Annotated in this window: 21 protein-coding genes and 1 tRNA gene; 12 read left to right on the forward strand and 10 right to left on the reverse strand. The window is 70.9% G+C overall.

All coding sequences use genetic code 11. The annotated features are described in order from the left end of the window. Positions 1-226: 226 nt before the first annotated feature. Positions 227-300, reverse strand: a tRNA-Leu gene (locus ACZ63J_RS40675). 174 nt (positions 301-474) lie between these two features. Between ACZ63J_RS40675 and ACZ63J_RS40680 the strand changes: the two genes are divergently transcribed. From ACZ63J_RS40680 to ACZ63J_RS40710, 7 genes are all read left to right on the forward strand, one after another. Beyond that, positions 475-1,089, forward strand: coding sequence for an ANTAR domain-containing response regulator (locus tag ACZ63J_RS40680; RefSeq protein WP_020646628.1), 615 nt, complete (start codon positions 475-477; stop codon positions 1,087-1,089). A 430-nt stretch (positions 1,090-1,519) separates the two neighbouring features. Beyond that, positions 1,520-2,701: a branched-chain amino acid ABC transporter substrate-binding protein gene (locus ACZ63J_RS40685; RefSeq protein WP_465335520.1), complete on the forward strand. Its 1,182-nt coding sequence runs from the start codon at positions 1,520-1,522 to the stop codon at positions 2,699-2,701. Between the two features lie 106 nt (positions 2,702-2,807). After that, the gene (locus ACZ63J_RS40690) at positions 2,808-3,806 is read left to right on the forward strand and encodes a branched-chain amino acid ABC transporter permease (protein WP_465309999.1); all 999 of its coding nucleotides are present in this window, start codon (positions 2,808-2,810) and stop codon (positions 3,804-3,806) included. Next, entirely contained in the window at positions 3,803-4,948 is a 1,146-nt protein-coding gene (locus tag ACZ63J_RS40695; protein ID WP_465310000.1) for a branched-chain amino acid ABC transporter permease, read from the forward strand. The genes ACZ63J_RS40690 and ACZ63J_RS40695 overlap by 4 nt, the downstream gene beginning before the upstream one ends. Continuing rightward, the gene (locus tag ACZ63J_RS40700) at positions 4,945-5,871 is read left to right on the forward strand and encodes an ABC transporter ATP-binding protein (RefSeq protein WP_465335397.1); all 927 of its coding nucleotides are present in this window, start codon (positions 4,945-4,947) and stop codon (positions 5,869-5,871) included. Before ACZ63J_RS40695 ends, ACZ63J_RS40700 begins: the two co-directional genes overlap by 4 nt. Further along, positions 5,858-6,571 (forward strand): ABC transporter ATP-binding protein, encoded by a 714-nt coding sequence (locus tag ACZ63J_RS40705; protein WP_465310002.1) that lies wholly within the window; start codon positions 5,858-5,860, stop codon positions 6,569-6,571. The genes ACZ63J_RS40700 and ACZ63J_RS40705 overlap by 14 nt, the downstream gene beginning before the upstream one ends. Positions 6,572-6,727: 156 nt before the next feature. Further along, complete coding sequence (locus ACZ63J_RS40710) at positions 6,728-7,489, forward strand: alpha/beta hydrolase family protein (RefSeq protein WP_465405510.1); 762 nt, start codon at positions 6,728-6,730, stop codon at positions 7,487-7,489. On the opposite strand, the gene ACZ63J_RS40715 is transcribed toward ACZ63J_RS40710, so the two are convergent. Both ACZ63J_RS40715 and ACZ63J_RS40720 read right to left on the reverse strand, forming a co-directional pair. Beyond that, positions 7,455-8,426: a LysR family transcriptional regulator gene (locus ACZ63J_RS40715; protein WP_465405512.1), complete on the reverse strand. Its 972-nt coding sequence runs from the start codon at positions 8,424-8,426 to the stop codon at positions 7,455-7,457. The genes ACZ63J_RS40710 and ACZ63J_RS40715 overlap by 35 nt on opposite strands. Before the next feature lie 4 nt (positions 8,427-8,430). Continuing rightward, complete coding sequence (locus ACZ63J_RS40720; RefSeq protein WP_410672442.1) at positions 8,431-8,871, reverse strand: hotdog fold thioesterase; 441 nt, start codon at positions 8,869-8,871, stop codon at positions 8,431-8,433. A 62-nt stretch (positions 8,872-8,933) separates the two neighbouring features. On the opposite strand from ACZ63J_RS40720, the gene polA reads away from it, so the two are divergent. From polA to ACZ63J_RS40735, 3 genes are all read left to right on the forward strand, one after another. Continuing rightward, positions 8,934-11,684, forward strand: a complete 2,751-nt coding sequence (gene polA, locus ACZ63J_RS40725) for a DNA polymerase I (protein ID WP_465405514.1) — start codon at positions 8,934-8,936, stop codon at positions 11,682-11,684. A gap of 329 nt (positions 11,685-12,013) precedes the next feature. Then, positions 12,014-12,547 (forward strand): EF-hand domain-containing protein, encoded by a 534-nt coding sequence (locus ACZ63J_RS40730; protein ID WP_465405516.1) that lies wholly within the window; start codon positions 12,014-12,016, stop codon positions 12,545-12,547. Positions 12,548-12,674: 127 nt separating this feature from the next. Further along, positions 12,675-14,276, forward strand: coding sequence for a S1 family peptidase (locus ACZ63J_RS40735; protein ID WP_465405518.1), 1,602 nt, complete (start codon positions 12,675-12,677; stop codon positions 14,274-14,276). Between the two features lie 69 nt (positions 14,277-14,345). On the opposite strand, the gene ACZ63J_RS40740 is transcribed toward ACZ63J_RS40735, so the two are convergent. From ACZ63J_RS40740 to ACZ63J_RS40765, 6 genes are all read right to left on the reverse strand, one after another. After that, the gene (locus tag ACZ63J_RS40740; RefSeq protein ID WP_465310008.1) at positions 14,346-14,918 is read right to left on the reverse strand and encodes a TetR/AcrR family transcriptional regulator; all 573 of its coding nucleotides are present in this window, start codon (positions 14,916-14,918) and stop codon (positions 14,346-14,348) included. Beyond that, a complete protein-coding gene (locus ACZ63J_RS40745; protein ID WP_465405520.1) occupies positions 14,915-16,810 on the reverse strand; it encodes a YhgE/Pip family protein in 1,896 nt (631 codons plus the stop codon). Before ACZ63J_RS40745 ends, ACZ63J_RS40740 begins: the two co-directional genes overlap by 4 nt. Then, positions 16,807-17,496, reverse strand: coding sequence for an ABC transporter ATP-binding protein (locus ACZ63J_RS40750; protein WP_465405670.1), 690 nt, complete (start codon positions 17,494-17,496; stop codon positions 16,807-16,809). The genes ACZ63J_RS40745 and ACZ63J_RS40750 overlap by 4 nt, the downstream gene beginning before the upstream one ends. 102 nt (positions 17,497-17,598) lie before the next feature. Beyond that, positions 17,599-18,525 carry a GNAT family N-acetyltransferase gene (locus tag ACZ63J_RS40755; protein ID WP_465405522.1) on the reverse strand — a complete coding sequence of 309 codons (927 nt, stop codon included), beginning with the start codon at positions 18,523-18,525 and terminating at the stop codon, positions 17,599-17,601. Between the two features lie 20 nt (positions 18,526-18,545). Next, positions 18,546-19,457, reverse strand: coding sequence for a GNAT family N-acetyltransferase (locus ACZ63J_RS40760; RefSeq protein WP_465405524.1), 912 nt, complete (start codon positions 19,455-19,457; stop codon positions 18,546-18,548). Next, positions 19,454-20,305, reverse strand: coding sequence for a class I SAM-dependent methyltransferase (locus tag ACZ63J_RS40765; RefSeq protein WP_465405672.1), 852 nt, complete (start codon positions 20,303-20,305; stop codon positions 19,454-19,456). The genes ACZ63J_RS40760 and ACZ63J_RS40765 overlap by 4 nt, the downstream gene beginning before the upstream one ends. 322 nt (positions 20,306-20,627) lie before the next feature. On the opposite strand from ACZ63J_RS40765, the gene rpsA reads away from it, so the two are divergent. Further along, positions 20,628-22,127, forward strand: a complete 1,500-nt coding sequence (gene rpsA / locus ACZ63J_RS40770; RefSeq protein ID WP_465310013.1) for a 30S ribosomal protein S1 — start codon at positions 20,628-20,630, stop codon at positions 22,125-22,127. 278 nt (positions 22,128-22,405) lie between these two features. Here rpsA and ACZ63J_RS40775 read toward each other — a convergent pair whose 3' ends face one another. Continuing rightward, positions 22,406-23,020 carry a TetR/AcrR family transcriptional regulator gene (locus ACZ63J_RS40775; RefSeq protein WP_465405674.1) on the reverse strand — a complete coding sequence of 205 codons (615 nt, stop codon included), beginning with the start codon at positions 23,018-23,020 and terminating at the stop codon, positions 22,406-22,408. A gap of 181 nt (positions 23,021-23,201) precedes the next feature. On the opposite strand from ACZ63J_RS40775, the gene ACZ63J_RS40780 reads away from it, so the two are divergent. Further along, positions 23,202-23,822 carry an HD domain-containing protein gene (locus ACZ63J_RS40780; protein WP_465405526.1) on the forward strand — a complete coding sequence of 207 codons (621 nt, stop codon included), beginning with the start codon at positions 23,202-23,204 and terminating at the stop codon, positions 23,820-23,822. Positions 23,823-23,825 lie beyond the last annotated feature (3 nt).

Genomic DNA, 23,825 nt, shown 5'->3' on the forward strand with positions numbered 1-23,825 from the left:
GCAGTGGTAGGCCGTAGCCAGAGCCAGCCTGGGCGTCTCGGCCATGACGCCCGGTCAGTGTTGGGACAGTGGTTCTTGTCGCAGAGACCGGTGATCGCGGTCAGGAATGGTGAGATTGCTGCCCAGACAGGGATCTTCTTCCGGCCCTACCAGTCCTACCCCTGAGGGGTTCGAACTTACACGGCTTGACTGGGCAAACATGGTCCGCCGCTGCGGTCGGCATGAGTGCCCCCGGTGAGATTCGAACTCACACTGGACGGGTTTTGAATCCGTTGCCTCTGCCAGTTGGGCTACGGGGGCGTGACGTGGTGACTCTACGGGATCATCGACCTCCGGCAGTGACCGGGGCTGGGGGTGTCGTGCAGGCCACTACGTGGTGAACGCCATCTCGGCAACTGGATCGTTCCCGGTAGGCTTCAGGTTCGCGGGAAGCCGCGAAGACCAACGTCCCGCCGAGTCTTCAGGAGGACCCCGGTGACCGATCAGGCTACCGAGGCCAACGGTGCCGCCACCGTGCCGCAGCGTCGGGTGCTCGTCGCGGAAGATGAGGCGCTCATCCGGCTGGACCTCGTCGAAATGCTGCGTGAAGAGGGGTACGAAGTCGTCGGGGAGGCCGGGGATGGTGAGCAGGCCATTGCGCTGGCCACCGATCTCAAGCCCGATCTCGTGATCCTCGACGTCAAGATGCCCAAACTGGACGGTATCGAAGCCGCGTCCAAGATCACCGGGGACCGGATCGCCCCCGTTGTCATCCTCACCGCCTTCAGCCAGCGGGACCTCGTCGAACGGGCGCGGGACGCCGGCACCATGGCCTACCTCGTCAAGCCGTTCGCCAAGCGGGACCTCGTGCCGGCCATCGAGCTCGCCGTCAGCCGGTTCTCCGAGCTGCAGGCCCTCGAGGCCGAGGTTGCCGGGCTCACCGACCGGCTCGAGACGCGCAAGGTCATCGACCGCGCCAAGGGCCTGCTGATGAGCCGGCAGGGCCTCACCGAACCGGACGCCTTCCGCTGGATCCAGCGCACCGCCATGGACCGCCGGACCACGATGAAGGCCGTCGCCGAAGCCGTTGTGGAGAGCATCGGCAGCTGACCCGCCCGGACCAGGGGTGTGACCGCGATGCGTGGTCACACCCCTTTTCCGTGACGCTCCGGGTGCCCGAAAGGGCGCACTTGGTACCTTTGCGAGCCTTCCTGGCGTGGTCCGGCGTGATGATCCACTCCGGGTCCGTAGACTCTGCACGCCTGACGCACACCCCGACCCCGTGCGTCAAGTCCCAGTCTGTGCACCGAGAGTCACCACCCGCTGGTCGTGGTTACGACGAGCGGGTGTAAATCATACGTTAATACTCGTGACGACCGTCACGATGTGGCTACAAGAGCACGCGTGACTCTGTGCAACGGCTTCCGGGGCGGCTACTTTCAGCGGCCAGTCAGGTCCCACGTGGGGACAGCCGTCCGACCGGACGGCCAGGTGGCATTTGGAGGAACGAGTGCAGAAAGCACGACTTGCGAAGGTCATCGTGCTGGCCGCAGCCGGGGCCGTTGCCCTGAGCGCGTGTTCGGCGCGCACGGACAGCGGTTCGGGTGACAGCAGCGCGAGCTCGCAGTCCCAGGCCGCGGCCCCGTCCGCCGCCGCCGACGCGGCCGACCCGGCCGGCGACGGCAAGGCGCAGTGCGCCCCGACCTCCATCGCGTACGCGGGCACCATCAACGGCGCCAACGCCGCGCTGGGCCAGAACATCCTGAACGGCGCGAAGCTCGCCGTCGACCAGCACAACAAGGCCAACGCGGGCTGCCAGGTCAAGCTGGAGCAGTTCGACACCGAAGGCACGCCGGACAAGGCGCCGGGCATCGTGACGCAGATCGTCAACACCCCGGGCATCATCGGTGTCGTCGGCCTGCCGTTCTCCGGTGAGTCGAAGGCCGCGGGCAACATCTTCAACGGCGCGGGCCTGGTCACGGTGACCCCGTCGGCCACGAACCCGACGCTGAGCCAGAACGGCTGGAAGACCTTCTTCCGCGGTCTGGGCAACGACAACACCCAGGGCCCGGCCGCCGCGAAGTTCATCACCGGCGAGCTCAAGGCCAACAAGGTGTGCGTCATCAAGGACGACTCCGACTACGGCACCGGCCTGGCGGCTTCGACCATCCAGGCGCTCGGCGACAAGGGCACCTGCCAGGACAGCGTCAAGACGAAGCAGACCGACTTCTCGGCCGTGGTCAACAAGATCAAGAGCGAGAAGCCGGACGCGGTGTTCTACTCCGGGTACTACCAGGAAGCCGCTCCCTTCGCGCAGCAGCTGAACGACGCGGGTGTCGAGGCCAAGTTCATCGGCCCGGACGGCGTGAAGGACGACGAGTTCGTCAAGGGCGCCGGCGAGGCGGCCGCGAAGGCGTACTTCACCTGCCCCTGCGTCCCGGCGGACCAGTTCACGAAGTTCACCGACGCCTACAAGTCGGCCTTCAGCAAGGACCCGGGCACCTACTCGCCCGAGGCCTACGACCTGGCGACGATCCTGCTCAAGGGCATCGACTCGGGCAAGAAGGACCGCGCGGGGCTGCTCGACTTCGTGAAGACCTATGACGGCCAGGGCATCACGAAGCACTTCAAGTGGGACGACAAGGGCGAGCTCTCCAGCACGACCGTGTGGACCTACAAGGTCGAGGGCGGGAAGATCGTCCGCAACACCGAGATCAAGTAGCGCAACGCTTCCGTTCTGATTACCGGGGTGCACGTCCGGCGGCTCGATCCCGCCGGGCCTGCACCCCGGTCCCACATGGAGAACTAGTGTGTCATTGACTCATCACGTGAGCTCGCTCGTGCTGGCCCAGAGCGACAGCTGGATCACGTTCGACGTGAACGCGTTCCTCGACCAGTTCTGGAACAACACGTTCGACGGGCTGGCCTACGGCAGCATCTACGCGCTGGTGGCGCTGGGCTACACCCTCGTCTACGGCGTCCTGAAGCTCATCAACTTCGCACACTCCGAAGTCTTCATCTACGGCGTCTACGCGACCTGGTTCACCTTCTACGGCCTCGGGTTCCGGCCCGGCAACACCCCGACGCTCACCGCGATCGAGCTGATCGGCTTCCTGGTGCTCGCGTTGATCGCGTCGATGGCGGTCTCCGGCGGCACGGCGGTGGTCCTGGAACGGGTCGCCTACCGGCCGCTGAGAAAACGAGGGGCGCCGAAGCTGGTCTTCCTGATCACCGCGATCGGCGCTTCCTTCGTGTTGCAGCAGCTCATCTTCATCTGGCGGGGCGGCAACCCCGAGCTGGGCATCCGGCTCATGCGCAACCAGGAAGTCTTCACGCTCTTCGGCGGCAGCATCACCAACGTCACGATCATCACGGTGATCGCGTCGATCGTGCTGATGCTGGGCGTCAACTACTTCGTCAACAAGACCAAGTTCGGCCGCGGCATCCGCGCGGTGGCGCAGGACCCGGACACCGCGACGCTGATGGGCGTCAACAAGGAACGCGTCATCATGCTGACGTTCCTCATCGGCGGCCTGCTCGCCGGCGCGGCGGCGCTGTTCTACATGATGAAGATCCCGCAGGGCGCGTGGTACCAGGGCGGGTTCCTGCTCGGCATCAAGGCGTTCACCGCGGCGGTGCTCGGCGGGATCGGCAACCTGCGCGGCGCGCTGCTCGGCGGCCTGCTGCTCGGCGTCGCCGAGAACTACGGCCAGTCGCTGTTCGGTGGTGGCTGGCGTGACATCGTCGCGTTCGTCCTGCTGGTGCTCGTCCTGATGATCCGGCCCACCGGCATCCTCGGCGAGTCGCTCGGAAAGGCGCGGGTATGACGACGACCACGACTCCGCCGGCCGCCGCGACCGGCAAGAAGCGCACGTTCGGCGAGCGGTGGAACAACCTCAGCCGTGTCCAGCAGTGGGGTGTCCTCATCCCGCTGGTGGTGCTGATCTACCTGCTGCCGGTGCTGAACCCGCCGATCCTCACCACCCAGCCCGGGTACGACTTCCCGATCGCGATGTTCGAGGTGGCCCGCTACGCGCTGGTCGCCATCGGCCTCAACGTCGTGGTCGGCCAGGCCGGCCTGCTGGACCTCGGGTACGTCGGGTTCTTCGCCATCGGCGCGTACGTGATGGCGCTGTTCACCAGCCCCGACTCGTCGCTGTCGCACCTGCCGTTCCTCGTCGTGCTGCCGATCGCGATGGCCGTCACGATGATCTTCGGCGTGATCCTCGGGACACCCACGCTGCGGTTGCGCGGGGACTACCTGGCGATCGTGACGCTCGGGTTCGGCGAGATCGTCCGCCTGCTGGCGGACAACGTCGGCCCGCTGCGCGGCAACTCCGGCTTCAAGGAGGTCGGGCACCCGCCGGGCACGAACGCCGACGGCTCGGCGCTGTTCAACAACTCGAACGGCACGCCGTGGTACTGGCTGTGCGTCACGCTGATCATCGCCGTCCTGTTCCTGGTCGGGAACCTGGAGCGCAGCCGCGTCGGCCGCGCCTGGGTCGCCATCCGGGACGACGAGGACGCGGCGGAGATCATGGGCGTGCCGACGTTCAAGTTCAAGATCTGGGCGTTCATCAGCGGCGCGGCGATCGGCGGCCTCTCCGGCGCCCTCTACGCCGGCCAGCTCGGCTTCGTGAACAACCAGAAGTTCGACGTCGTCACGTCGATGCTGTTCCTGGCCGCGGTGATCCTCGGCGGCTCGGGCAACAAGGTCGGCGTCCTGCTCGGCGCGGCCGTGGTGGCCTACATCCCGCTGCGGTTCCAGGCGATCGCCGAGTACAAGTACCTGATCTTCGGCCTGGCGCTGATCATTCTGATGATCTTCCGCCCGCAGGGCCTGCTCGGCGCGCGCCAGCGGCTGCTCGCCTACGGCAGGCAGGCGTACCAGCGGCTGCTGGGCCGAGGTGAGCAGATCAGCAGTGACGGTGCGCTGCAGACCGAACCGACCCCGGGGAGCAAGTCATGACCGAGCCCCAGAACGGCGGTCCCGAGGTCGTCGCGGAGGGCGGCCTCGTCGCCGAGCTGCAGCAGATGACGGCCGAGGAGCGGGCCGAGCACGACGCCGAAGTCGCCGAAGTCGTCGCGCCGGACCGCGAGATCGAGGTCGAGGTCGGGCAGACGCTGCTCGAGGTCGACAACGTGACCATGCGCTTCGGCGGACTGGTCGCGCTGGACGAGATCAACTTCGACATCCGGCGCGGCGAGATCCTCGGCCTGATCGGGCCGAACGGCGCGGGCAAGACGACGTGCTTCAACGCCATGACCGGCGTCTACCGGCCGACCTCCGGTGAGGTCCGGCTGGAAGGCAAGGCGCTGGGCAAGACGTCGCGGCACGGCATCACCCAGCTCGGCATCGCGCGGACGTTCCAGAACATCCGGCTCTTCAGTGAGATGACCGCGCTGGAGAACGTCGTCGTCGGCACCGACGCGCGGCACAAGACCAGCCTGCTCGGGGCGCTGCTGCGGCTGCCGCGGCACCACCACGAGGAGAAGGCCGCCGTCGAGAAGGCGATGGCCCTGCTGGAGTTCGTCGGCATCGCCGACCGCGCGGCCGACCGGGCGAAGAACCTGCCCTACGGCTACCAGCGGCGCCTGGAGATCGCGCGGGCGCTGGCCACCGAGCCGAAGCTGCTCTGCCTGGACGAGCCCGCGGCGGGCTTCAACCCGGCGGAGAAGGAGCAGCTCATGGAGCTGATCCGGACGATCCGCGACGACGGGTACACCGTGCTGCTGATCGAACACGACATGAAGCTCGTCATGGGCGTGACGGACCGGATCGTGGTGCTGGAGTTCGGCAAGAAGATCGCCGAAGGAGTGCCGGCGGAGATCCGCGAGAACCCCGCGGTGATCGCGGCCTACCTGGGGGTGCCTGACGATGACGTTGCTTGAGCTGTCGGACGTGTCCGTCCACTACGGACGGATCCAGGCGGTGTCCGGGCTGTCCATCTCGGTGAACGAGGGCGAGATCGTCACGCTGATCGGGGCCAACGGCGCCGGCAAGTCGACGACGATGCGGGCCATCTCGGGGATCCGCCCGATCTCGAGCGGGAAGATCTCCTTCGCCGGGGAGGACATCTCCAAGCTGCGCGGTGACCTCCGCGTGGTTCGCGGGATCTCGCAGGCGCCGGAAGGCCGGGGCATCTTCCCCGGCATGACGGTGATGGAGAACCTCGACATGGGCGCGTACGCCCGCAAGGACCGCAAGGACCTCAGCGGCGACCTGGAGCGGGTGTTCGAGCTGTTCCCGCGCCTGGCGGAGCGCAAGACCCAGCTGGGCGGCACGATGTCCGGCGGCGAGCAGCAGATGCTCGCCATCGGGCGCGCCCTGATGGCGAAGCCGAAGCTGCTGCTGCTGGACGAGCCGTCGATGGGGCTGGCCCCGCAGTTCATCCAGCAGATCTTCCGGATCATCACGGAGATCAACAAGCAGGGCACCACCGTGCTGCTGGTGGAGCAGAACGCGCAGCAGGCGCTGTCGCGGGCCCACCGGGCCTACGTGCTGGAGACCGGGCAGATCACGAAGTCCGGCACCGGCAAGGAGCTGCTGGCGGACAACAGCATCAAGGAGGCCTACCTGGGCGTCGGCTGACGTCCGGAGCTTCCCCTCACCGGCCCCGTGCGCGCTCGCGCACGGGGCCGGTTCTGTTCACAACCATCGGTTGTCACCGGCGCCGGAAAGGCTGTTGGACCCGCCGCCGCACCCCGCGGTTTGCTTGGGGCACACCAAGAACCGAGGGAGCACACGATGATCGAGGGAATCGCGGCCGGCGTGCCGTTCGTGGCGATGCCGCCGGCGAACCCGGACGCGCCGGCGGCGCTGGTCGCGGGCTGGCACCTGATGGACGCGCCGGCCAGTGAGCAGGCGATGGCCGCCGCCGTCCCGATGGCGGGGCTGCAGGCGTGGCGGGTGTACTTCGGCCTGCCGCTGACCGGCGCCCGGCTGCCCGAAGGCGGTCCCGAAGAAGTCTTCCGGCGGGCCGGTGAGGACGCCGTGCTGAACATGTTCGAGCCGGTGACCGAGCAGGCGGCGGGGGAGTTCCTGGCGGCGCTGGCCGAGCTGCGTGACCGGCTGCCGGGCGCGACCGGGCCGCTGGGCGTGTTCGGCGGCTCGGCCGGGGCGATCGTCGCCCTGGAGGTGCTGGCGCGCGGAGACGTCGAAATCGCGGCCGGCGCGGTCGCCAGCCCCGTGGTCCGGCTCGCGCCGATGATCGCCGCCAACGAGCGGCGCTACGGCGTGACCTACGCGTGGACCGAGCGGTCCCTCGCGGTGGCGGCGCGCTACGACTACGTGAACCGGGCCGGCGAGCTGAGCGCGCCGCTGCTGCTCGTCGCCGGCGCGGACGACGACGTCGCCGTGCGCGAGCCCGCCGCGGCCCTGAGCGAGAAGCTGGGGACCGAGCTGGTGACCGTCGACGGGATGGCGCACGAGTTCCCGCCGGGGACGGCGGCCGCGGCCGCCGTCGACACGGCGTTCAGCGAGTGGTTCGCGCGGCGGCTACGAGGCTGAGGTCCTCGTCCGGCAGCCAGGCGTGGCCGGGGTCGTAGGCGCACCAGTCCTCTTCGCGGCTGGTGCGCCCGGCCAGGGCCAGCAGCCGCCGCAGCGCCGGGTTCGTGTTCCCGCGCCGCCACACCAGCGACCACGGGAACAGCGGTGACGGCGAGAACGGCAGCACCTTCAGGTTGAGGTCGGGCGCGAGCTCCATATCCGCCCCGGCCAGGGTGACCCGGCGCTTGCCGTACCGCGTCTGCTCCAGGGTGTGCCGCAGGTCGTAGCTGACGCCGGAGTCGTCGATCGGGACGTCGAACCGGGCGCACATCGCCGCGAGGTAGGACAGCCATTCGGCGGCGCCGCCGGACCCGGGCAGCCAGATCCCGTCGGCGCGCAGCTCCTCGAGCGGCAGCACGTCCAGCTGGGCCAGCGGGTGTTCCGGGGCGAGCAGCGCGACCAGCGGTTCGAGCCGGACGACCCGGTGCTCCAGCTCGTCGGGCAGCGGCCGCCCGAAGCCGGTCACCCGGCCGAAGGCGGCGTCGAGCTCGCCGGACAGCAGCGGCTCGACCGCGTGGGCGAACCCGGCGCCGGCGACCCGGTCGATCCGCAGCGCGGGCTCCCGCGCGGCGAGCCGGCGGAGCAGGAACATCGGGGAGAGCCGGACGTCGACGAGGTCGAGGCGCAGCGGCCGGTCGCCGGCACCGAGCGCGGCCACCGCGGCGTCGGCCACCCGCAGCAGCTCACGCGCGTGCGGGAGGAAGCGCTCGCCCTCGGCGGTGAGCTCGACCGAGCGGCGGGTGCGCCGGAACAGCGGTGTGGCCAGCGCGTCTTCGAGCTTCCGGATCCGCTTCGACAACGCCTGCTGGGTCAGGAACAGCGCCTGGGCGGCCCGCCCGAAGTGGAGCTGCTCCGCGGTGACGACGAACGCCCGCACCTGGGCGAGGTCGAGGTCCACCGGCTCACGCGCCCGGCGGGCGGTCCCGGACGACGCAGGTGAGCCGGGCGGTGCAGGTGCGGCGGCCCTCGTCGTCGGTCAGGACGATCTCGGCGGTGATCGTGCCGCGGCCGACGTGCAGCGGGGTCGCGACGCCGGTGACCGTGCCCGAGCGGACGGCCCGGTGGTGGGTGCAGGACAGCTCCAGCCCCATCGCCGCGCGGCCCGGGCCCGCGTTCAACGCGGCCACCGTGGACCCCAGCGCCTCGGCGAGCACGGCGTTGGCGCCGCCGTGCAGCAGGCCGTACGGCTGGAGGTTCCCCTCGACCGGGATGGTGCCGACGACCCGCTCGGCCGTCGCTTCCAGCAGTTTCATCCCGACCTTGTCGTTCAGCTGCTGGTCCGCCGCCGCCGGGTCGATGCCCGACAGCCGCTCCACGTCGATGGGGGCGGCACTGTCCGTCACACAAAGCTCCTGTTCCTATGCGACACGTAAGAGTGTCGGACCCTCAGCCTAGACTCGGCCCCGTGAGCCCGAGTGAGAAGACGACCGTTGCCAACGCCACAGGAACCACCGCGACCGGAACCAGCGCGGAGCAGCCGAAGCTGCTGCTGATCGACGGTCATTCGATGGCCTACCGCGCGTTCTTCGCGCTGCCCGCCGAGAACTTCAAGACCAAGACCGGGCAGGTCACGAACGCGGTCTTCGGGTTCACGTCGATGCTCATCAACCTGCTGCGCGACGAGGCGCCCACACACCTGGCGGTGGCGTTCGACCTCTCGCGCAAGACGTTCCGCTCGGAGACCTTCGCCGACTACAAGGCGAACCGCAGCACGACGCCGGACGAGTTCCGCGGCCAGGTCGACCTGGTGCGCGAGGTCCTCGACGTGCTCGGCATCCCGTCGCTGACGAAGGAGAACTTCGAGGCCGACGACATCATCGCCACGCTCACGACGCAGGCGACGGCCGACGGCTTCGACGTCCTCATCTGTACGGGTGACCGAGACGCGCTGCAGCTGGTCACCGAGCAGGTCACCGTGCTGTACCCGAAGCGCGGCGTGTCGGAGATGACCCGGTTCACCCCGGCCGCCGTCGAGGAGAAGTACGGCCTCACCCCGCAGCAGTACCCCGACTTCGCGGCGCTGCGCGGCGACCCGTCGGACAACCTGCCGAACATCCCCGGCGTCGGCGAGAAGACCGCGGCCAAGTGGATCAAGCAGTTCGGCTCGCTCGACGACCTGATCGACCGCGTCGACGAGGTCAAGGGCAAGGCGGGCGACGCGTTGCGCGCGCACCTGTCCTCGGTCCAGCTGAACCGCCAGCTCACCGAGCTGATCCGGAACGTCGAGCTGGAGGTCGGCCCGTCGGGGCTGGAGCTGCGCCCGTGGGATCGCGAAGCGGTGCACGCACTGTTCGACGAGCTGGAGTTCCGCGTCCTGCGCGACCGGCTGTTCGCGACGCTGCAGAGCGCCGAACCCGAGGCCGACGAAGGCTTCGAGGTCTCGGGTGACGCGCTGGCCCCCGGCGCGCTCGGGGCGTGGCTCGCCGCGCACGCGGCCGGCGGCGAGCCGGTCGCGCTGGCCTTCCGCACCGCCGGCGCCTCGGTCCGGTCCGACCTGCGGGCGGTGGCCTTCGCGGCGGCGGACGGCGAAGGCGCGTACGTCGACGTCACGGCGATGGACCAGGCGGACGACACGGCGCTGGCGGCGTGGCTCGCCGACCCGAAGATCCGCAAGACCGGCCACGACCTCAAGGTCCCGCTGCACGCGATCCGCGCCCGCGGCTGGGTGCTCGCCGGGCTCGCCATGGACACCGCGCTGGCCGCCTACCTCGTGCGGCCGGGCCAGCGCACGTTCGAGCTGGACGACCTCGCGCTGCGCTACCTCCACCGCGAGCTGCGCTCGGAGACCGACGGCGGTGACGGGCAGCTGTCGCTGCTGGACGGCGGCGCGGAAGGCCTGGAGCAGAAGGAGATCCAGGAAGAGCTGGTCAAGGCGCGGGCCATCTTCGAGCTGGGCGGCGCGCTCGAGAAGGAGCTGGAGCAGATCGGCGGCGCGCGGCTGCTCGCCGAGCTGGAGCTGCCGCTGCTGGAAGTGATCACCGAGCTGGAGATCGCCGGTGTGGCCGTCGACCTCGAGCAGCTGACCACGCTCGAAGCGCACTACCTGTCGCGCGTGACGCAGGCGGCCGAAGCCGCGTACGAGGTGATCGGCAAGCAGATCAACCTCGGGTCGCCGAAGCAGCTGCAGGTCGTGCTGTTCGACGAGCTCGGCATGCCGAAGACCAAGCGCACCAAGACCGGCTACACGACCGACGCCGAGGCGCTGCAGGGCCTGTTCGAGAAGACCGAGCACCCGTTCCTGCAGCACATGCTGGAGCACCGGGACGCGACGAAGCTGCGCACCACGGTCGAAGGGCTGATCAAGTCCGTCGCCGACGACGGCCGCATCCACACCACCCTGCTGCAGACCATCGCGGCCACCGGGCGGCTGTCCTCGACCGAGCCGAACCTGCAGAACATCCCGGTCCGCACCGAAGAGGGCCGCCGCATCCGCGACGCGTTCGTCGTCGGCCAGGGCTTCACCGAGCTGATGACCGCGGACTACAGCCAGATCGAAATGCGGATCATGGCGCACCTGTCGAAGGACGAGGGCCTCATCGAGGCGTTCAACTCCGGCGAGGACCTGCACACGTTCGTCGCGTCGCGGGCGTTCTCGCTGCCGCCGGAGGAGATCACGCCGGAGCTGCGCTACCGCGTCAAGGCGATGTCGTACGGCCTCGCGTACGGGCTGTCGGCGTACGGGCTGTCGGCGCAGCTGCGGATCTCGACCGAAGACGCCAAGGAGCAGATGGAGGCGTACTTCGCCCGCTTCGGCGGCGTGCGCGACTACCTCCACTCGGTGGTCGGCGAGGCGGCCAAGTGCGGCTACACCGAGACGATCTTCGGTCGCCGCCGGTACCTGCCGGACCTCAACAGCGACAACCGCCAGCGCCGCGAGATGGCCGAGCGGATGGCGCTGAACGCCCCGATCCAGGGCAGCGCGGCGGACATCATCAAGGTCGCGATGCTCACCGTCCACCAGGAGCTGGTCAAGGCGAAGCTGAAGAGCCGGATCCTGCTGCAGGTCCACGACGAGCTCGTGCTCGAGGTCGCCGACGGCGAGCGGGAGCAGCTGGAGGCGCTCGTGCGCCAGGGCATGGGCTCGGCCTACGACCTGGCCGTGCCGCTGGAGGTCTCGGTCGGCTACGGCCGGTCCTGGAACGAAGCCGCGCACTAGGAGCTCGGCGCCGGATCTTTGCCCGGTCCGCCGCAGCTGGTCGTGAGTGGTAATTCGGGTTCTAACCCGAATTACCACTCACGACCGCCGATCGGCCTGCGGTAGCCGGTCGCCGGGTCGTGGGGAGCGGGTGCGCGGTCTCGGCGAGGTCACCGTCGAGCCGAGCGGTCATGCGGCTGTCCGGTCGCAGGAGCGGACGAGGCGCCGTGACTTCACCCCGGGCCGCAAGCCCGTTCACTCTGCGCCACGACCCGAATCACCGGGTCGTGGCGCGGGTGTACTCGGGCGGACGTCGTCGGGCGCCGTCGGCGGCGGCGAAGCTGTCCCGCATGGCCAGTGACTTTCAGCGACGCAAGATCTCCGGCATCTTCGGCGCGATGGACGCCGACGACGACGGCTACCTCACCGAGTCCGACTTCCGGGCCCTCACCACGAGATGGCTCGAGGTGCGCGGCACCGACGGCGGCTCCCCGGACGGGGAGAAGCTCGCCTCGATCATGATGGGCTGGTGGGCGACGCTGCTGGAGGCGTCCGACCGCGACCGCGACGGCAAGGTCTCGCTCGACGAGGTCCTCGACGTCGTCGACGGGCTGCCGCAGATGCCGGCCGCGGTCACCGGCACCGCGGCGGCGATGTTCGAGGCGGTGGACGAAAACGGCGACGGCGCCATTTCGGCCGCCGAGTACCACCGCATGATCACCGCCTGGAACGGCCTCGAAGCGCCGACCGACGAGATCTTCGCCCTCCTCGACGCCGACGGTGACGGCCGCATCTCCCGGGCCGAGTTCTCGGGCCACTGGTACGAGTTCTGGGCCGGCGACGATCCGGCGGCGCCCGGCAGCTGGGTGTTCGGCCGGGTCTGAACCACTCACCGGCACACCAAACCCGTTGGCATTGCGACGAACGGAGGAGTCCGTTCGGGTGAGCCATTACCGCTGGGTAGGGAGGTCGGCGCTCACCGGCGGGCGATCACGGCGTAGGGTCCGCCGAATGGGGTTCGAGCGTGAACGGCGACGCTGGCGGGTTCGGCTGCACGACGAACTCGGCCGGGTCTGCGGGGCGGGCACGGTGCTCGACGAGTACCACGTGCTCACGAGCGCGCACGTCGTCGAAGCCGCCGGGGGACCGCGGTCCGCGCTGAGCGTCGACTTCGTCGGACTGGCCGAAGCCCTGCCCGGCACCGCCACCGTCGTGGAGGGGTGCTGGGTGCCCTCCGACGGCGGCGGCCACGGTGATCTCGCCCTGCTGCGCCTGGAACGCCCCGAATCCCGCGTGTTCCGCGCCCCGCTGCACCGCATGCCCCTCGGCGAGCACCAGCTCGTCCGCGCGTTCGGGTTCCCGCCCGGGTCGGTCGGCCGCTGGACCCACGCGCGCCTCGGCGGCCCGGAACAGACCGGCGGCGAATGGGTCCGCCTCTTCCGCACCGCCGAAGCCGAGCCGATCGGCCCCGGGTTCGGCGGCACGGCCGTGCTCGACGAGGCGACCGGGCACGTCGTCGGCATGGTCGTCGGCAAGGACACCGGCACCTGGATGGTGCCGGTCGAGACGATGCTGGGGCACCTGCCGCAGCTGAGCATCTGGACCTCGGGCAGTCCGGCCGTCGACGCCAGCTTTTCCCGCCCGGTCGGCGAAGCCGTCGACGTCTCGTTCGTGCAGAGCGTCGCGGACTGGTTCGCCAAGGCCGAGCCCGGCACGGTCTGGGTCGTCGACACCGGCGAGGCCGGCTCGCCCGTCGCGGCGGCACTGCGGTTCGGCATCGTGCTGGCCGACCGCGAGCGCTCCCTCGGTGTCCCCGGCCTGCCGCCGACGCTCGGCTCGATGCCGCCGGCGGGCAGCGTCGACCTCGCCGTCGACGCCACCGGCCGCACCGCCGACGCCGTCCGGCACCGCATCGAAGACCGGCTCACCACCGGGGTCGCCGGCCGCACGCTCGTCGTCGACGCGATCGACGACTCCGCCGAGCCCGACCGGCTCGTCGGCGAGGTGCTCGCCCCGCTCGCGGGCCGCGCGGCCGAGCTCGGGCTGCGGCTGCTGCTGGGGTTTCGGGAGGAGTCGTCGCCGGGGGTCGCGGCGGTGCAGGCCGGGACGTTCCAGGCCCGCCCGGCCGCGGACGACCTGTCCGGCCGGCTCGACGTGCTCACCCAGTCCGTCGAGGAGCTCGGCGAGATCGAGGCGTACCAGCTGCGCGTGGCGACACGCTTCACCGGCGTCGCGATGCTGCCGGCCCGCGCCCAGCGGCTGCGCGCCGCGCTCAAGCAGCTGCGCTCGGCCGAGGTCGACGGCGACGCGGAGTGGGTGGAGCGCCACATCGACAGCCACGAGCACGCGGTGGCCCCGGCGGTCGAGGACGGCCGCCGCCAGCGAGCGGTGCTCGACGGCCTGGTCGCCCGCCGCGAGGAGCTGCGCGCCCGCCTCGCGGGTGACCACGAGCTGGCCCGCGAGCAGGGCCTGGACGGCGACCCGGAGCTGGAGCAGGCGTACGTCCCGGCGAAGCGCCTGCTGATCGACGGCCCCTGCGAGCTGACCGCGGCGGCAACGGCGGTGGACAGCTACGCGGCGGCGGTGCGGGCCCGCATCGAGGACCGCGCCTGAGCCTCGCCGGCCCGGAACTGTCGGTGCCGGACGGTAGCGTGGAGATCGGGGGGCGGCGCCCAGCCGTCGCTAACGCCGTCCCAAACCGCGGATCAGCACCATCACCGCGTCGCGGACCTCCGCCCGGGTCCGCTGCGGCCCGAACACCTGCCAGTCCAGCGCCACCACCAGCATCGTGCCGAACAGCCCCGCCGCCGCGGTCGGGATCTGCACCCCTTCCGGCAGCCGGCCGGCCGACTCCAGCCGGGACAGCTGGTCCTTGACGATCGAGATGATCTCCTCGCGCAGCAGCGAAAGCGTGTCGTGCCACTGGCCCGGTGTCCGCCACAGCTCGCTCACCAGGATCTGCGAGAACCCCGGGTACCGGGCGATGAACTCCAGCGTCGTGTCGACCTGCGCCTCGATCACCTCGAGCGGGTCCGCGTCGGTGACGGCGGCGCGCAGCTGCCCGGCGAGCATGTCGACGCCGTAGCGCAGCAGCGCGTCGACCAGCCCGTCCTTCGACCCGAAGTTGTAGTAGACCGTGCCCTTGGCGACCCCCGCCGCGGCGGCGATGTCGTCGACCGTCAGGCCCACCAGGCCCCGGCTCTTCGAGAGCTCCAGCGTGGCCTCGAAGAGCTTCTGCTTGGTCGCGCCGCTCACAGGCTGAGCTCGGGCTTGAGGGCCGACACCGTCCAAACGCGACGCTTGCGCGCGGCCAGCGTGGACACGAGGACCCCGCCTGCCAGGTAGGCCAGCAACACGCCGATGTCTCCCAGGATCTGCACGGTGGCGCCACTGTAGAACAGGTGGCGGAAGCCGTCGATGGCGTACCCCATCGGCAGCACCACGTGCAGCGGGTAGAGCGCGTCCGGGATCGTCTGCCACGGGAACGTGCCGCCCGCGCTGACCAGCTGCAGCACCAGCAGCACCAGCCCGAGGAACTTGCCGACCGCGCCGAAGAACGCGTTGAGCGCGTGCACCACCGACGTGAACGTCAGCGACACCAGCACCGCGAACCCGATGGCGCCCAGCGGGTGGGCGATGTGGATGCCGACGAGCCACGTCACCGCGCCGAACAGGACGACCACCTGGGCGACGCCGAGCAGCGCCGAGGACAGCCAGCCGCCGACCGCGACGCGGAACGGGGACGCACCCGCCGTCAGCGCCCGGGTCGAGAGCGGGCGCAGGATCAGGAACAGCACGAACGCGCCGATCCAGGTGGCCAGCGAGATGAAGAACGGCGCCAGGCCCGCGCCGTAGGTCCCCGCCGACGCCTCGCCGTTGGCGTTGACCGCCACCGGGTCCGCGATCGTGTTCGCCGTGGCCGAGCGGGTGGGGTCGTCCGGGTTCGGGATCTCCTTGAGGCCGGCCGAAAGCCCGTCGCGCAGCTTCACCGCGCCGTCCGCGAGCTGGTTCGTGCCGGTGACGGCGGTCTTCTCGCCGTCGTTGAGCTTCGCGGCGCCGTCACGCAGCTGGTTCGCGCCGTCGGACGCCTGGGCGATGCCGTTCGCCAGCTGCGGAGACGCGGCCGCGAGCTTGGCCGCGCCGTCGGACACCTGCCGCGCGCCGTCGGCCAGCTTCGCGAGGTCGCCGTTGGCCTGCTGGATCTTGCCGTTGGCCTGGTCGACGGGGGAGCGCAGCTGGTCGGCCTTCGCGACGATCGCCTGGATCTGCGCTTCCGGCACCCCGGCGTCGCGCAGGTCGGTGACGAGCTGGGTGCGGTAGCCGTCGAGCTTGCCCTGGATGTCGGACGACGCCGTCGCGGCCAGCGAAGCCGCGTCGGCGACCTTCTGGTCCCCGGTGGCCACCTGCGAAGCGCCGTCGGCGAGCTTCTGCGTCTGGGACGGCAGGTCCGCGGTGCTGCTCTTCAACGTGCCGAGGCCGGTGGCGAGCGTCGCCGAGCCGTCCGCGAGCTGCGAAGCGCCGCCGGCGAGCTGCTGCTGCCCGGACTTGAGCTGCGTGGCGCCGTCCGCGAGCTGCGCGGCGCCCGTCGAGGCCTCCTGGATCTTGCCGTAGATGGTGGAGAAGCCGACCAGGAACCGGTCCGCGGCCTCGCTGCCGACCTTCTCCGCGATCGTCTTGCGCACCTGCTCGGCGACCTGCTTCGCGATCGTGCCGGACAGGTAGTTGTTCGCGTCGTTGGTGGTCAGCGTGATCGTCGCCTGCTGCGGCTGGAAGTTGCCGACCGACAGCAGCGCCGCGGAGAAGCCGCTCGGGATGCCGATCGCGAACGAGTACTTGTCGTCGCGGACGCCGTCGCGGGCCTCCTGCTCGGACACCTCGTGCCACTGGAACGTGCCGGACTTGACCAGCTCGTCGGTGACTTCGCGGCCGACGTTGCGCTGCTGGCCGCTCGCGTCCTGCGCGCCCGTGTCACTGGTGAAGACGGCGGCGGGCAGCTTGTCCAGCCGGCCGTACGGGTCGTAGTTCGCGTACAGGTAGAAGGACGCGTAGAGCAGTGGCACCAGCACGAGCGCGACCAGCGCCAGCTTCGGCATCGTGCCGGTGGACAGGCGGCGCAGCTCGTTGCGGGCGATCCGGAAGGCGTTCATTCTTCGACTCCGTCAGTGCTCGCGGGGAGCTCTTCGGTGGGTTCGGGTTCGGGGGAGTGGTGCTGCGGTTCCGGCTGTTCGGCCGAGCCGATGCGGGCGGGCTCGAACGGCAGGGCGGACAGCGGGGTCGTCGCGGTCAGCACGACCACGGCGAGGCCGCGCTCGGCCAGCTCCCGCGCGAGCCCGGCCCAGCTGCCGACGTCACTGGTGTGCCGGTCGGGCGTGTCGAGCACGAGCACGCGGACGCCCTTGCGCTCCGCGGCCAGCTCGGTGAGCAGCCGCGTGCGCAGGGTGGGCGCGAGGTTCTCGAACCGCGTGCCCGCGTACGGCGCGGCGTCGTGCCCGGCCAGCCAGCGGGCGACGTCCTCCTTGCCCGCCGGGCGATGGGCGAGCGCCAGCTCCTCGCCGACGACCACACGCAGGCTCAGCGCCTCGTCGGGCTCGCTGACGCCGGGCGCGTCGACGATCGCGACGAGCCCGGGCAGGGGAGCGTCGACGCCTTCGGCGTGCACAGTGCCGGTGGAGGGCTTGAGCCGGCCGGCCAGCGCGAGGCCGAACGCGGTGACGCCGACGCCGGGTTCGCCGTGCACGATCGCCAGGTCGCCCTCGCCGACGGTCAGCGAGGTGGGCGGTAACAAGGTGCCGTGGTGCCCTTCGAGGGACACGCGATCGGCTCGGACCTGCACGGGAGGCTCCAGCATCTTTTGAACTGACCGGTCAGTTCAAAAGCTAGTCCCCGCCGGGTCCCGCGGCAAGATCACCGGACGCACGTCACACCACCGGGTGACTCACCGCAGCGCGGACGCCGGGCGCACCTCCCACGTCGTCCACAGTGGACGATAGCCCTGCCGGTGCCAGAACACCGAGGACAGCGGGTTGGTCGGGTTGTAGTAGAGGTAGGTGCCGGTGGCGCCGGCCTCGTGGAACTCCCGGTGCACGCGGGCCATCAGCGCCCGGCCGAAGCCGCCGCCGCGCTCGCCCGGCGCGGTCACGACGTTGTTCACGTAACCCCAGCGGCCCAGCGGCAGCATCTCGGCCGCCTCGCCGCCCAGGGACACGTCGATCCACGCGCAGTGCGCCAGCGCGCGGACCTCGCCGGCCTCCTCGGCCAGCCAGACCTCGGGCTCGTCGGCGTCGAGGGCCTCCCGCAGGGCCGGGGCCAGCAGGTCCGCGGTGTTGGCCCGTCGCGGCACGGCGACCAGGCCGGTGTAGTCGAACGTCGCCGTGGCCAGCTCCAGCGCGGCGGCGAAGTCGCCCGGCCCGGCCCGGCGGACGGCGACGGTGGTGCCGGTCGTGTCTTCGACCGGTGGCGCGGTCCGGACGCCGAGGGCGCCGAGCGGGACCAGGCCGTGGTCGAGGTAGGCGCGGATCGCCTCGGCGTCCCGGCTCGGCCAGACGACGACGCACGCCGAGTCGTCGTCGGTCTCCTCGGTCTCCAGCCGGCCCTTCAACGCTCGCAGCAGGAGGTCGGCGCCCTCGGTGCCGGTGGCGCCGAAGTAGGGGAAGAGCTGCCAGGTGTCGGCCGCCGCCCACAGCATCGGGACGTCGCCGGGCGCCAGCCGCTCCCGCTGCAGCACCGCGGTGACCCGGGTGCCGTCCGCGGTCGCCGCGTCCAGCCGCTCGCCCTCGGCCGGGGGCGCGGCGGGCGGCAGCAGCGCGTCGACCGCGGCGAAGCGCGCCCGGTGGGCGGCGAACAGCGGGCCGGCGATGTCCATGGGTCCCCCTGGGGTCGCGGTCAGGACCAGGCGGGGCGCCGGATCCACATGGTCCACAGTGGACGATAACCCTGCCGGTGCCAGAACACCGGGGAGAGCGGGTTCGCCGGGTGGTAGAAGAGGAACGTACCTTCCAGGTCGCGGCGGGCCAGCTCACGATGGGCGGCGGTCATCAGCGTCCGGCCCACCCCGCCGCCGCGGGACTCGGGCGCCACCGACAGCGTGTCGACGTACCCCCAGCGCCCCGGCCGCAGCCGGCCGTGGATGCTGTCCCCCCACGCGGGGAACGTCAGCGCGCAGGCGGCCATCCCGGCCGGCGCGCCGTCGTCTTCCCCGAGCCAGACCAGCCCGCTGAAGCGCAGGGAACGGGCGACCTCGGCGCGCAGCAGCGCCCGCGCGCCCGGCCGGTGCACCGCGGTGCCGACCAGCGACGTGTACTGCCATTCGGCGAGCCGCAGCCGGGTCAGGGCCTCGACGTCGGCGTCGCCGGCGAGCCGGACCGACACCCGCGACGGCCGGTCGTCGGCGGGCGGTCCTGGGAGGCGCACCGCCAGGCACGTCATCGGCGCGAAGCCGTGCGCCAGCAGGACCGCCGACCCCTCCGCGTCGCGGCTCGGCCAGGTGACCGAGCACCCCGAGTCCGGGTTGAACGGCGTCCCGCGCATCCGCTCGCGCCACGCGTCCAGCAGCGCCGCGAGGCCCGCCGCGCCGCTTTCGCCCGGCACCGGCGTCAGGTCCCAGAGCTCCAGCGGCCCCCAGAGCGCGGGCCACGACCCCGGCGCGTGCACGACGTGCGTGAGCAGGCCGCCGGCCCGGCGCCCGCCGGTGGTGACCACGAGCGGCTCGTTCGCCGCCGGGGGCGGCGCGATCGGCGGGAGCAGCGGGTCGAGCGCGGCGAACCGGGCGTTCTGCTGTTCCTCCAGCGGGTTCACGAGCGGCGCGTGCGGAAGATCGCGGTGCCCGGGAAGAGCCGGCCGCGCAGCGGGCTCCACTGGCCCCACACCCGCGTGTGCCCCTCGGGCCACTCCGGCTCGACCAGGTCGGTCACGGTGAACCCGGCCCCGGCCAGCGCGCGCACGTAGTCGCCGAGCGTGTGGTGGTACTCGACGTAGGTGGCCGTGCCCTCGTCGTCGACCTCCACGTACGGCGTGCGGTCGAAGTACGGCTGGGTGACGGTCAGCCCCTGCGGGCCCGGGTCGTCCGGGAAGATCCACCGCATCGGGTGCGTCACCGAGAACACCCACGGCGCGCCCGGCCGCAGCACCCGGTGGACCTCGGCGAAGACGGCGTCCACCGAAGCCACGAACGGGATCGCGCCGAACGCCGAGCAGGCCGCGTCGAAGCTGCCGGACGCGAGCGGCAGGTGCTCGGCGTTCGCCTGCACGAGCGGCACGGCGACGCCGGTGCGCGTGTTGCCCTCCTGCGCGTGGCGCAGCATGCCGGCGGACAGGTCGGTCGCGACGGCGTCGGCGCCCTGGGCGGCCAGCCAGCGCGAGCACGCGGCCTGCCCGCAGCCGATCTCCAGCACGCGCTGGCCGCGGACGTCGCCGAGCAGCCGCGCGTCCGCCTCGCGCACCCCTTCCGGGCACCAGACGAAGTCGGCGTCGCCGAGGAAGCCGCCGTGCTCGGCCTGGTAGTCGTCGGCGTCGGCGTCCCACCAGGCGAGGTTCGCGGCCGCGGCCTCCGCCCCGCCGACCTCGCGGTAGGCGACGGCGGTGGTGCCCAGCCGCTGCTCGGCGGCGTCGTGGCGGCCCGGCGCGGCCGGGTCGTTCGGTGGCATGATGGTGTCTCCGGTCCCGGCCGCCGGTGCCCGCTCCACCTGCGTCCTCCTGGGTGCGTTTGCCTTCGCGAGGACCTTAGCGATCGCCGGGGGACCCTGATTGTGCCGCCTGGTGACCGCCGCGTAGGATAAGTGTTAGCGCAGTGGGTTCGCGCTGCCTTCCGCTCAGCTTCTGGTCGGGCTCGGGTCGCGCACCGTTTGCGGGTCATGCCGCGGTCGTTCACTGGTGGACGTTTGCTCGCAGGGTCGTCGCATGCTCCTCACACCCCATCGCGCCGACAACTGCCAACCCTCGATCCCATCCACCGGAGCAACCCGCCTAATGACCACCGACACCGCCACCGCCCCGACCGCCCCCATCGGGGCCCCGCAGGTCGCCATCAACGACATCGGGTCGGAGGAAGACTTCCTCGCGGCTATCGACAAGACCATCAAGTACTTCAACGATGGCGACATCGTCGAAGGCACGATCGTCAAGGTCGACCGCGACGAGGTCCTGCTCGACATCGGCTACAAGACCGAGGGTGTCATCCCCTCGCGTGAGCTCTCCATCAAGCACGATGTCGACCCGGCTGAGGTTGTCACCGTCGGCGATGAGGTCGAAGCCCTCGTTCTCCAGAAGGAGGACAAGGAAGGCCGTCTGATCCTGTCCAAGAAGCGCGCGCAGTACGAGCGCGCCTGGGGCACGATCGAGGAGCTCAAGGAGAAGGACGAGCCCGTCAAGGGCACCGTCATCGAGGTCGTCAAGGGCGGCCTCATCCTGGACATCGGCCTGCGCGGCTTCCTCCCCGCGTCCCTGGTCGAAATGCGCCGTGTGCGCGACCTGCAGCCGTACGTCGGCCGCGAGCTCGAGGCGAAGATCATCGAGCTGGACAAGAACCGCAACAACGTGGTCCTGTCCCGCCGCGCCTACCTCGAGCAGACCCAGTCCGAGGTGCGCAGCGAGTTCCTCAACGCGCTCGCCAAGGGCCAGGTCCGCAAGGGCGTCGTGTCGTCCATCGTCAACTTCGGTGCCTTCGTGGACCTGGGTGGCGTCGACGGCCTGGTGCACGTTTCCGAGCTGTCCTGGAAGCACATCGACCACCCGTCCGAGGTCGTCGAGGTCGGCCAGGAGGTCACGGTCGAGGTCCTGGACGTCGACATGGACCGCGAGCGCGTCTCGCTGTCGCTGAAGGCGACCCAGGAAGACCCGTGGCGCCAGTTCGCCCGCACCCACGCGATCGGCCAGATCGTGCCGGGCAAGGTCACCAAGCTGGTTCCGTTCGGCGCGTTCGTGCGTGTCGAAGAGGGCATCGAGGGTCTGGTCCACATCTCCGAGCTGGCCGAGCGCCACGTGGAGATCCCGGAGCAGGTCGTCCAGGTCAACGGCGACGTCATGGTCAAGGTCATCGACATCGACCTCGAGCGCCGTCGCATCTCGCTGTCGCTGAAGCAGGCGAACGAGGGTGTCACGCCGGACACCGAGTTCGACCCGGCCCAGTACGGCATGGCCGCCGAGTACGACACCGAGGGGAACTACATCTACCCCGAGGGCTTCGACCCGGACACCCAGGAGTGGCAGGAAGGCTTCGACAAGCAGCGTGAGGAGTGGGAGCGCCAGTACGCGGAGGCGCACACCCGTTACGAGGCCCACATGAAGCAGGTCCAGAAGGCCGTCGAGGCCGACGCGGAAGCCGCGGCGGACGCGGCGACCGGCATCGAAGGTGGCGCGGAAAGCTACACCTCGGGCTCGGCCCCGGCCGACACGAAGAGCAGCGGCGGCACCCTCGCCTCCGACGAGCAGCTCGCGGCTCTCCGCGAGAAGCTCTCCGGCGGTGCGTGAGCAGTAGCGCTCTGAGCTGAACCACGGCGAACCCCGGTCCAGGCGGACCGGGGTTCGCTGCGTTCCGGGGACGGTTTGTCTTGCGGCTTGGCGCGGGCTCGACCCTGCGCCCGGTCGTTCTGCGGCTTGCTTCGGTGCGGTCCCTGCTCCGGCTCGGCCGCGGTTCTCGAGGTTCGCTGGGACCGTAGGGTTCGCAGGCGCCGACCCCAGCAACGCCCGGCCCTGCAGCGTCGGCCGCAGCGGCCCCATGCCCCCATCGGGTGCGTGCCGGGCCCGTCTCAGCGGTTGCGCAGGCCCAGGCCGGTCATCATCGCCGTGACCCCGCGGCGGTACATCTCCTCGTTCGCCTCGTCGGTCGGCGGGATGAACCAGCCCGGCAGCGGTGTCCGCGACGCGAGCATCAGCTCCGAGCCGACCAGGCCGTGCATCGCCGTCCACAGCTGGTACGCCGCCGCCTTCGGGTCCGCTCCCGGCGGGCACACGCGGTGGACGCGGGTGATGAACAGGCCGAACGTCGTCCGCACCACCGCCGACCGCAGGGCCGGGTCCGGGTCGAAGCCGGGCACCGGTCTCTCGAACATCAGCGCGTAGCGGGCCGGGCTCTCCAGCGCGAAGAGCCGGTACTCGAGCGCCAAGTGCAGCAGGTCCCCGACGCCGTCCGCGCCCGACGGCGGCAGGCCCTCCAGCATCTCCCGCAGCGAGTCGAAAGTGCGCTCGTACAAGGCGTCGAGCAGGCCGGAGCGACCGCCGAAGCGAGCGTAAACGGAGATCGTGGACGCGCCCGCCGCTTCGGCCACCCCGCGCACGGACAGCCCCGGGACGCCGCGGTCGAACAGGACCGACAACGCCGCGTCGAGGTACCGCTCGCGGTTGCCCTGTTCGGCGGGGCGCATCGACAGGTGCCTGGTGGCCACGGCGCACCCCCTTCGCGCACAACTCCGATCGGGTGACCCACCCGCAGCAGAAGATACGATATCCGCGTCCTCTTGGGAATGCGCCGGATGTCCGGATGTGCGGTATTCCCGTCCGCTGGGCACAGGTCCGAGCACCGCGGCCGCGGGCAAGGTCGACGTCATGACCACGGACATCCCCGACACCGCGCTCGCCCGCGAAGCCGCCGAGCTCGCCAAGGACACCCTCGGCCCGCTCCTGTACGACCACTCCTCCCGCGTCTACCTCTTCGGCGCGCTGCAGGGCCGGCGGCGCGGCCTCGACTTCGACGCCGAACTGCTCTACGTCGCGGCGCTCTTCCACGACGTCGGGCTCGTCGCCGGCCACCGCACCGAGCGGCGCTTCGAGCTCGACGGCGCCGACGAGGCCCGGCGCTTCCTGCTCGGCCACGGCGTCGACGCCGAGCAGGCCCGCGTCGCCTGGACCGCGATCGCGCTGCACACCACGCCGGGCATCCCGGAGCACATGGAACCCGAGGTCGCGCTGGTGACGGCCGGGGTCGAGTACGACGTCCTGGGCATCGGCTACCACGACCTGCCCGCCGAGGCGCGGGCCGCGGTGGTCGCCGCGCACCCGCGGCCGGACTTCAAGCGGCGCATCCTCGCCGCGTTCACCGAAGGCATCCGTGACCGGCCCGACACGACTTTCGGGAACGTCAAAGCCGATGTCCTGGCCCGGTTCGTGCCAGGCTTCGCACGACAGGACTTCGTCACCACGATCTTGGACTCACCCTGGGAGGACTGACTC

This window comes from Amycolatopsis sp. NPDC104863, from assembly GCF_055582965.1.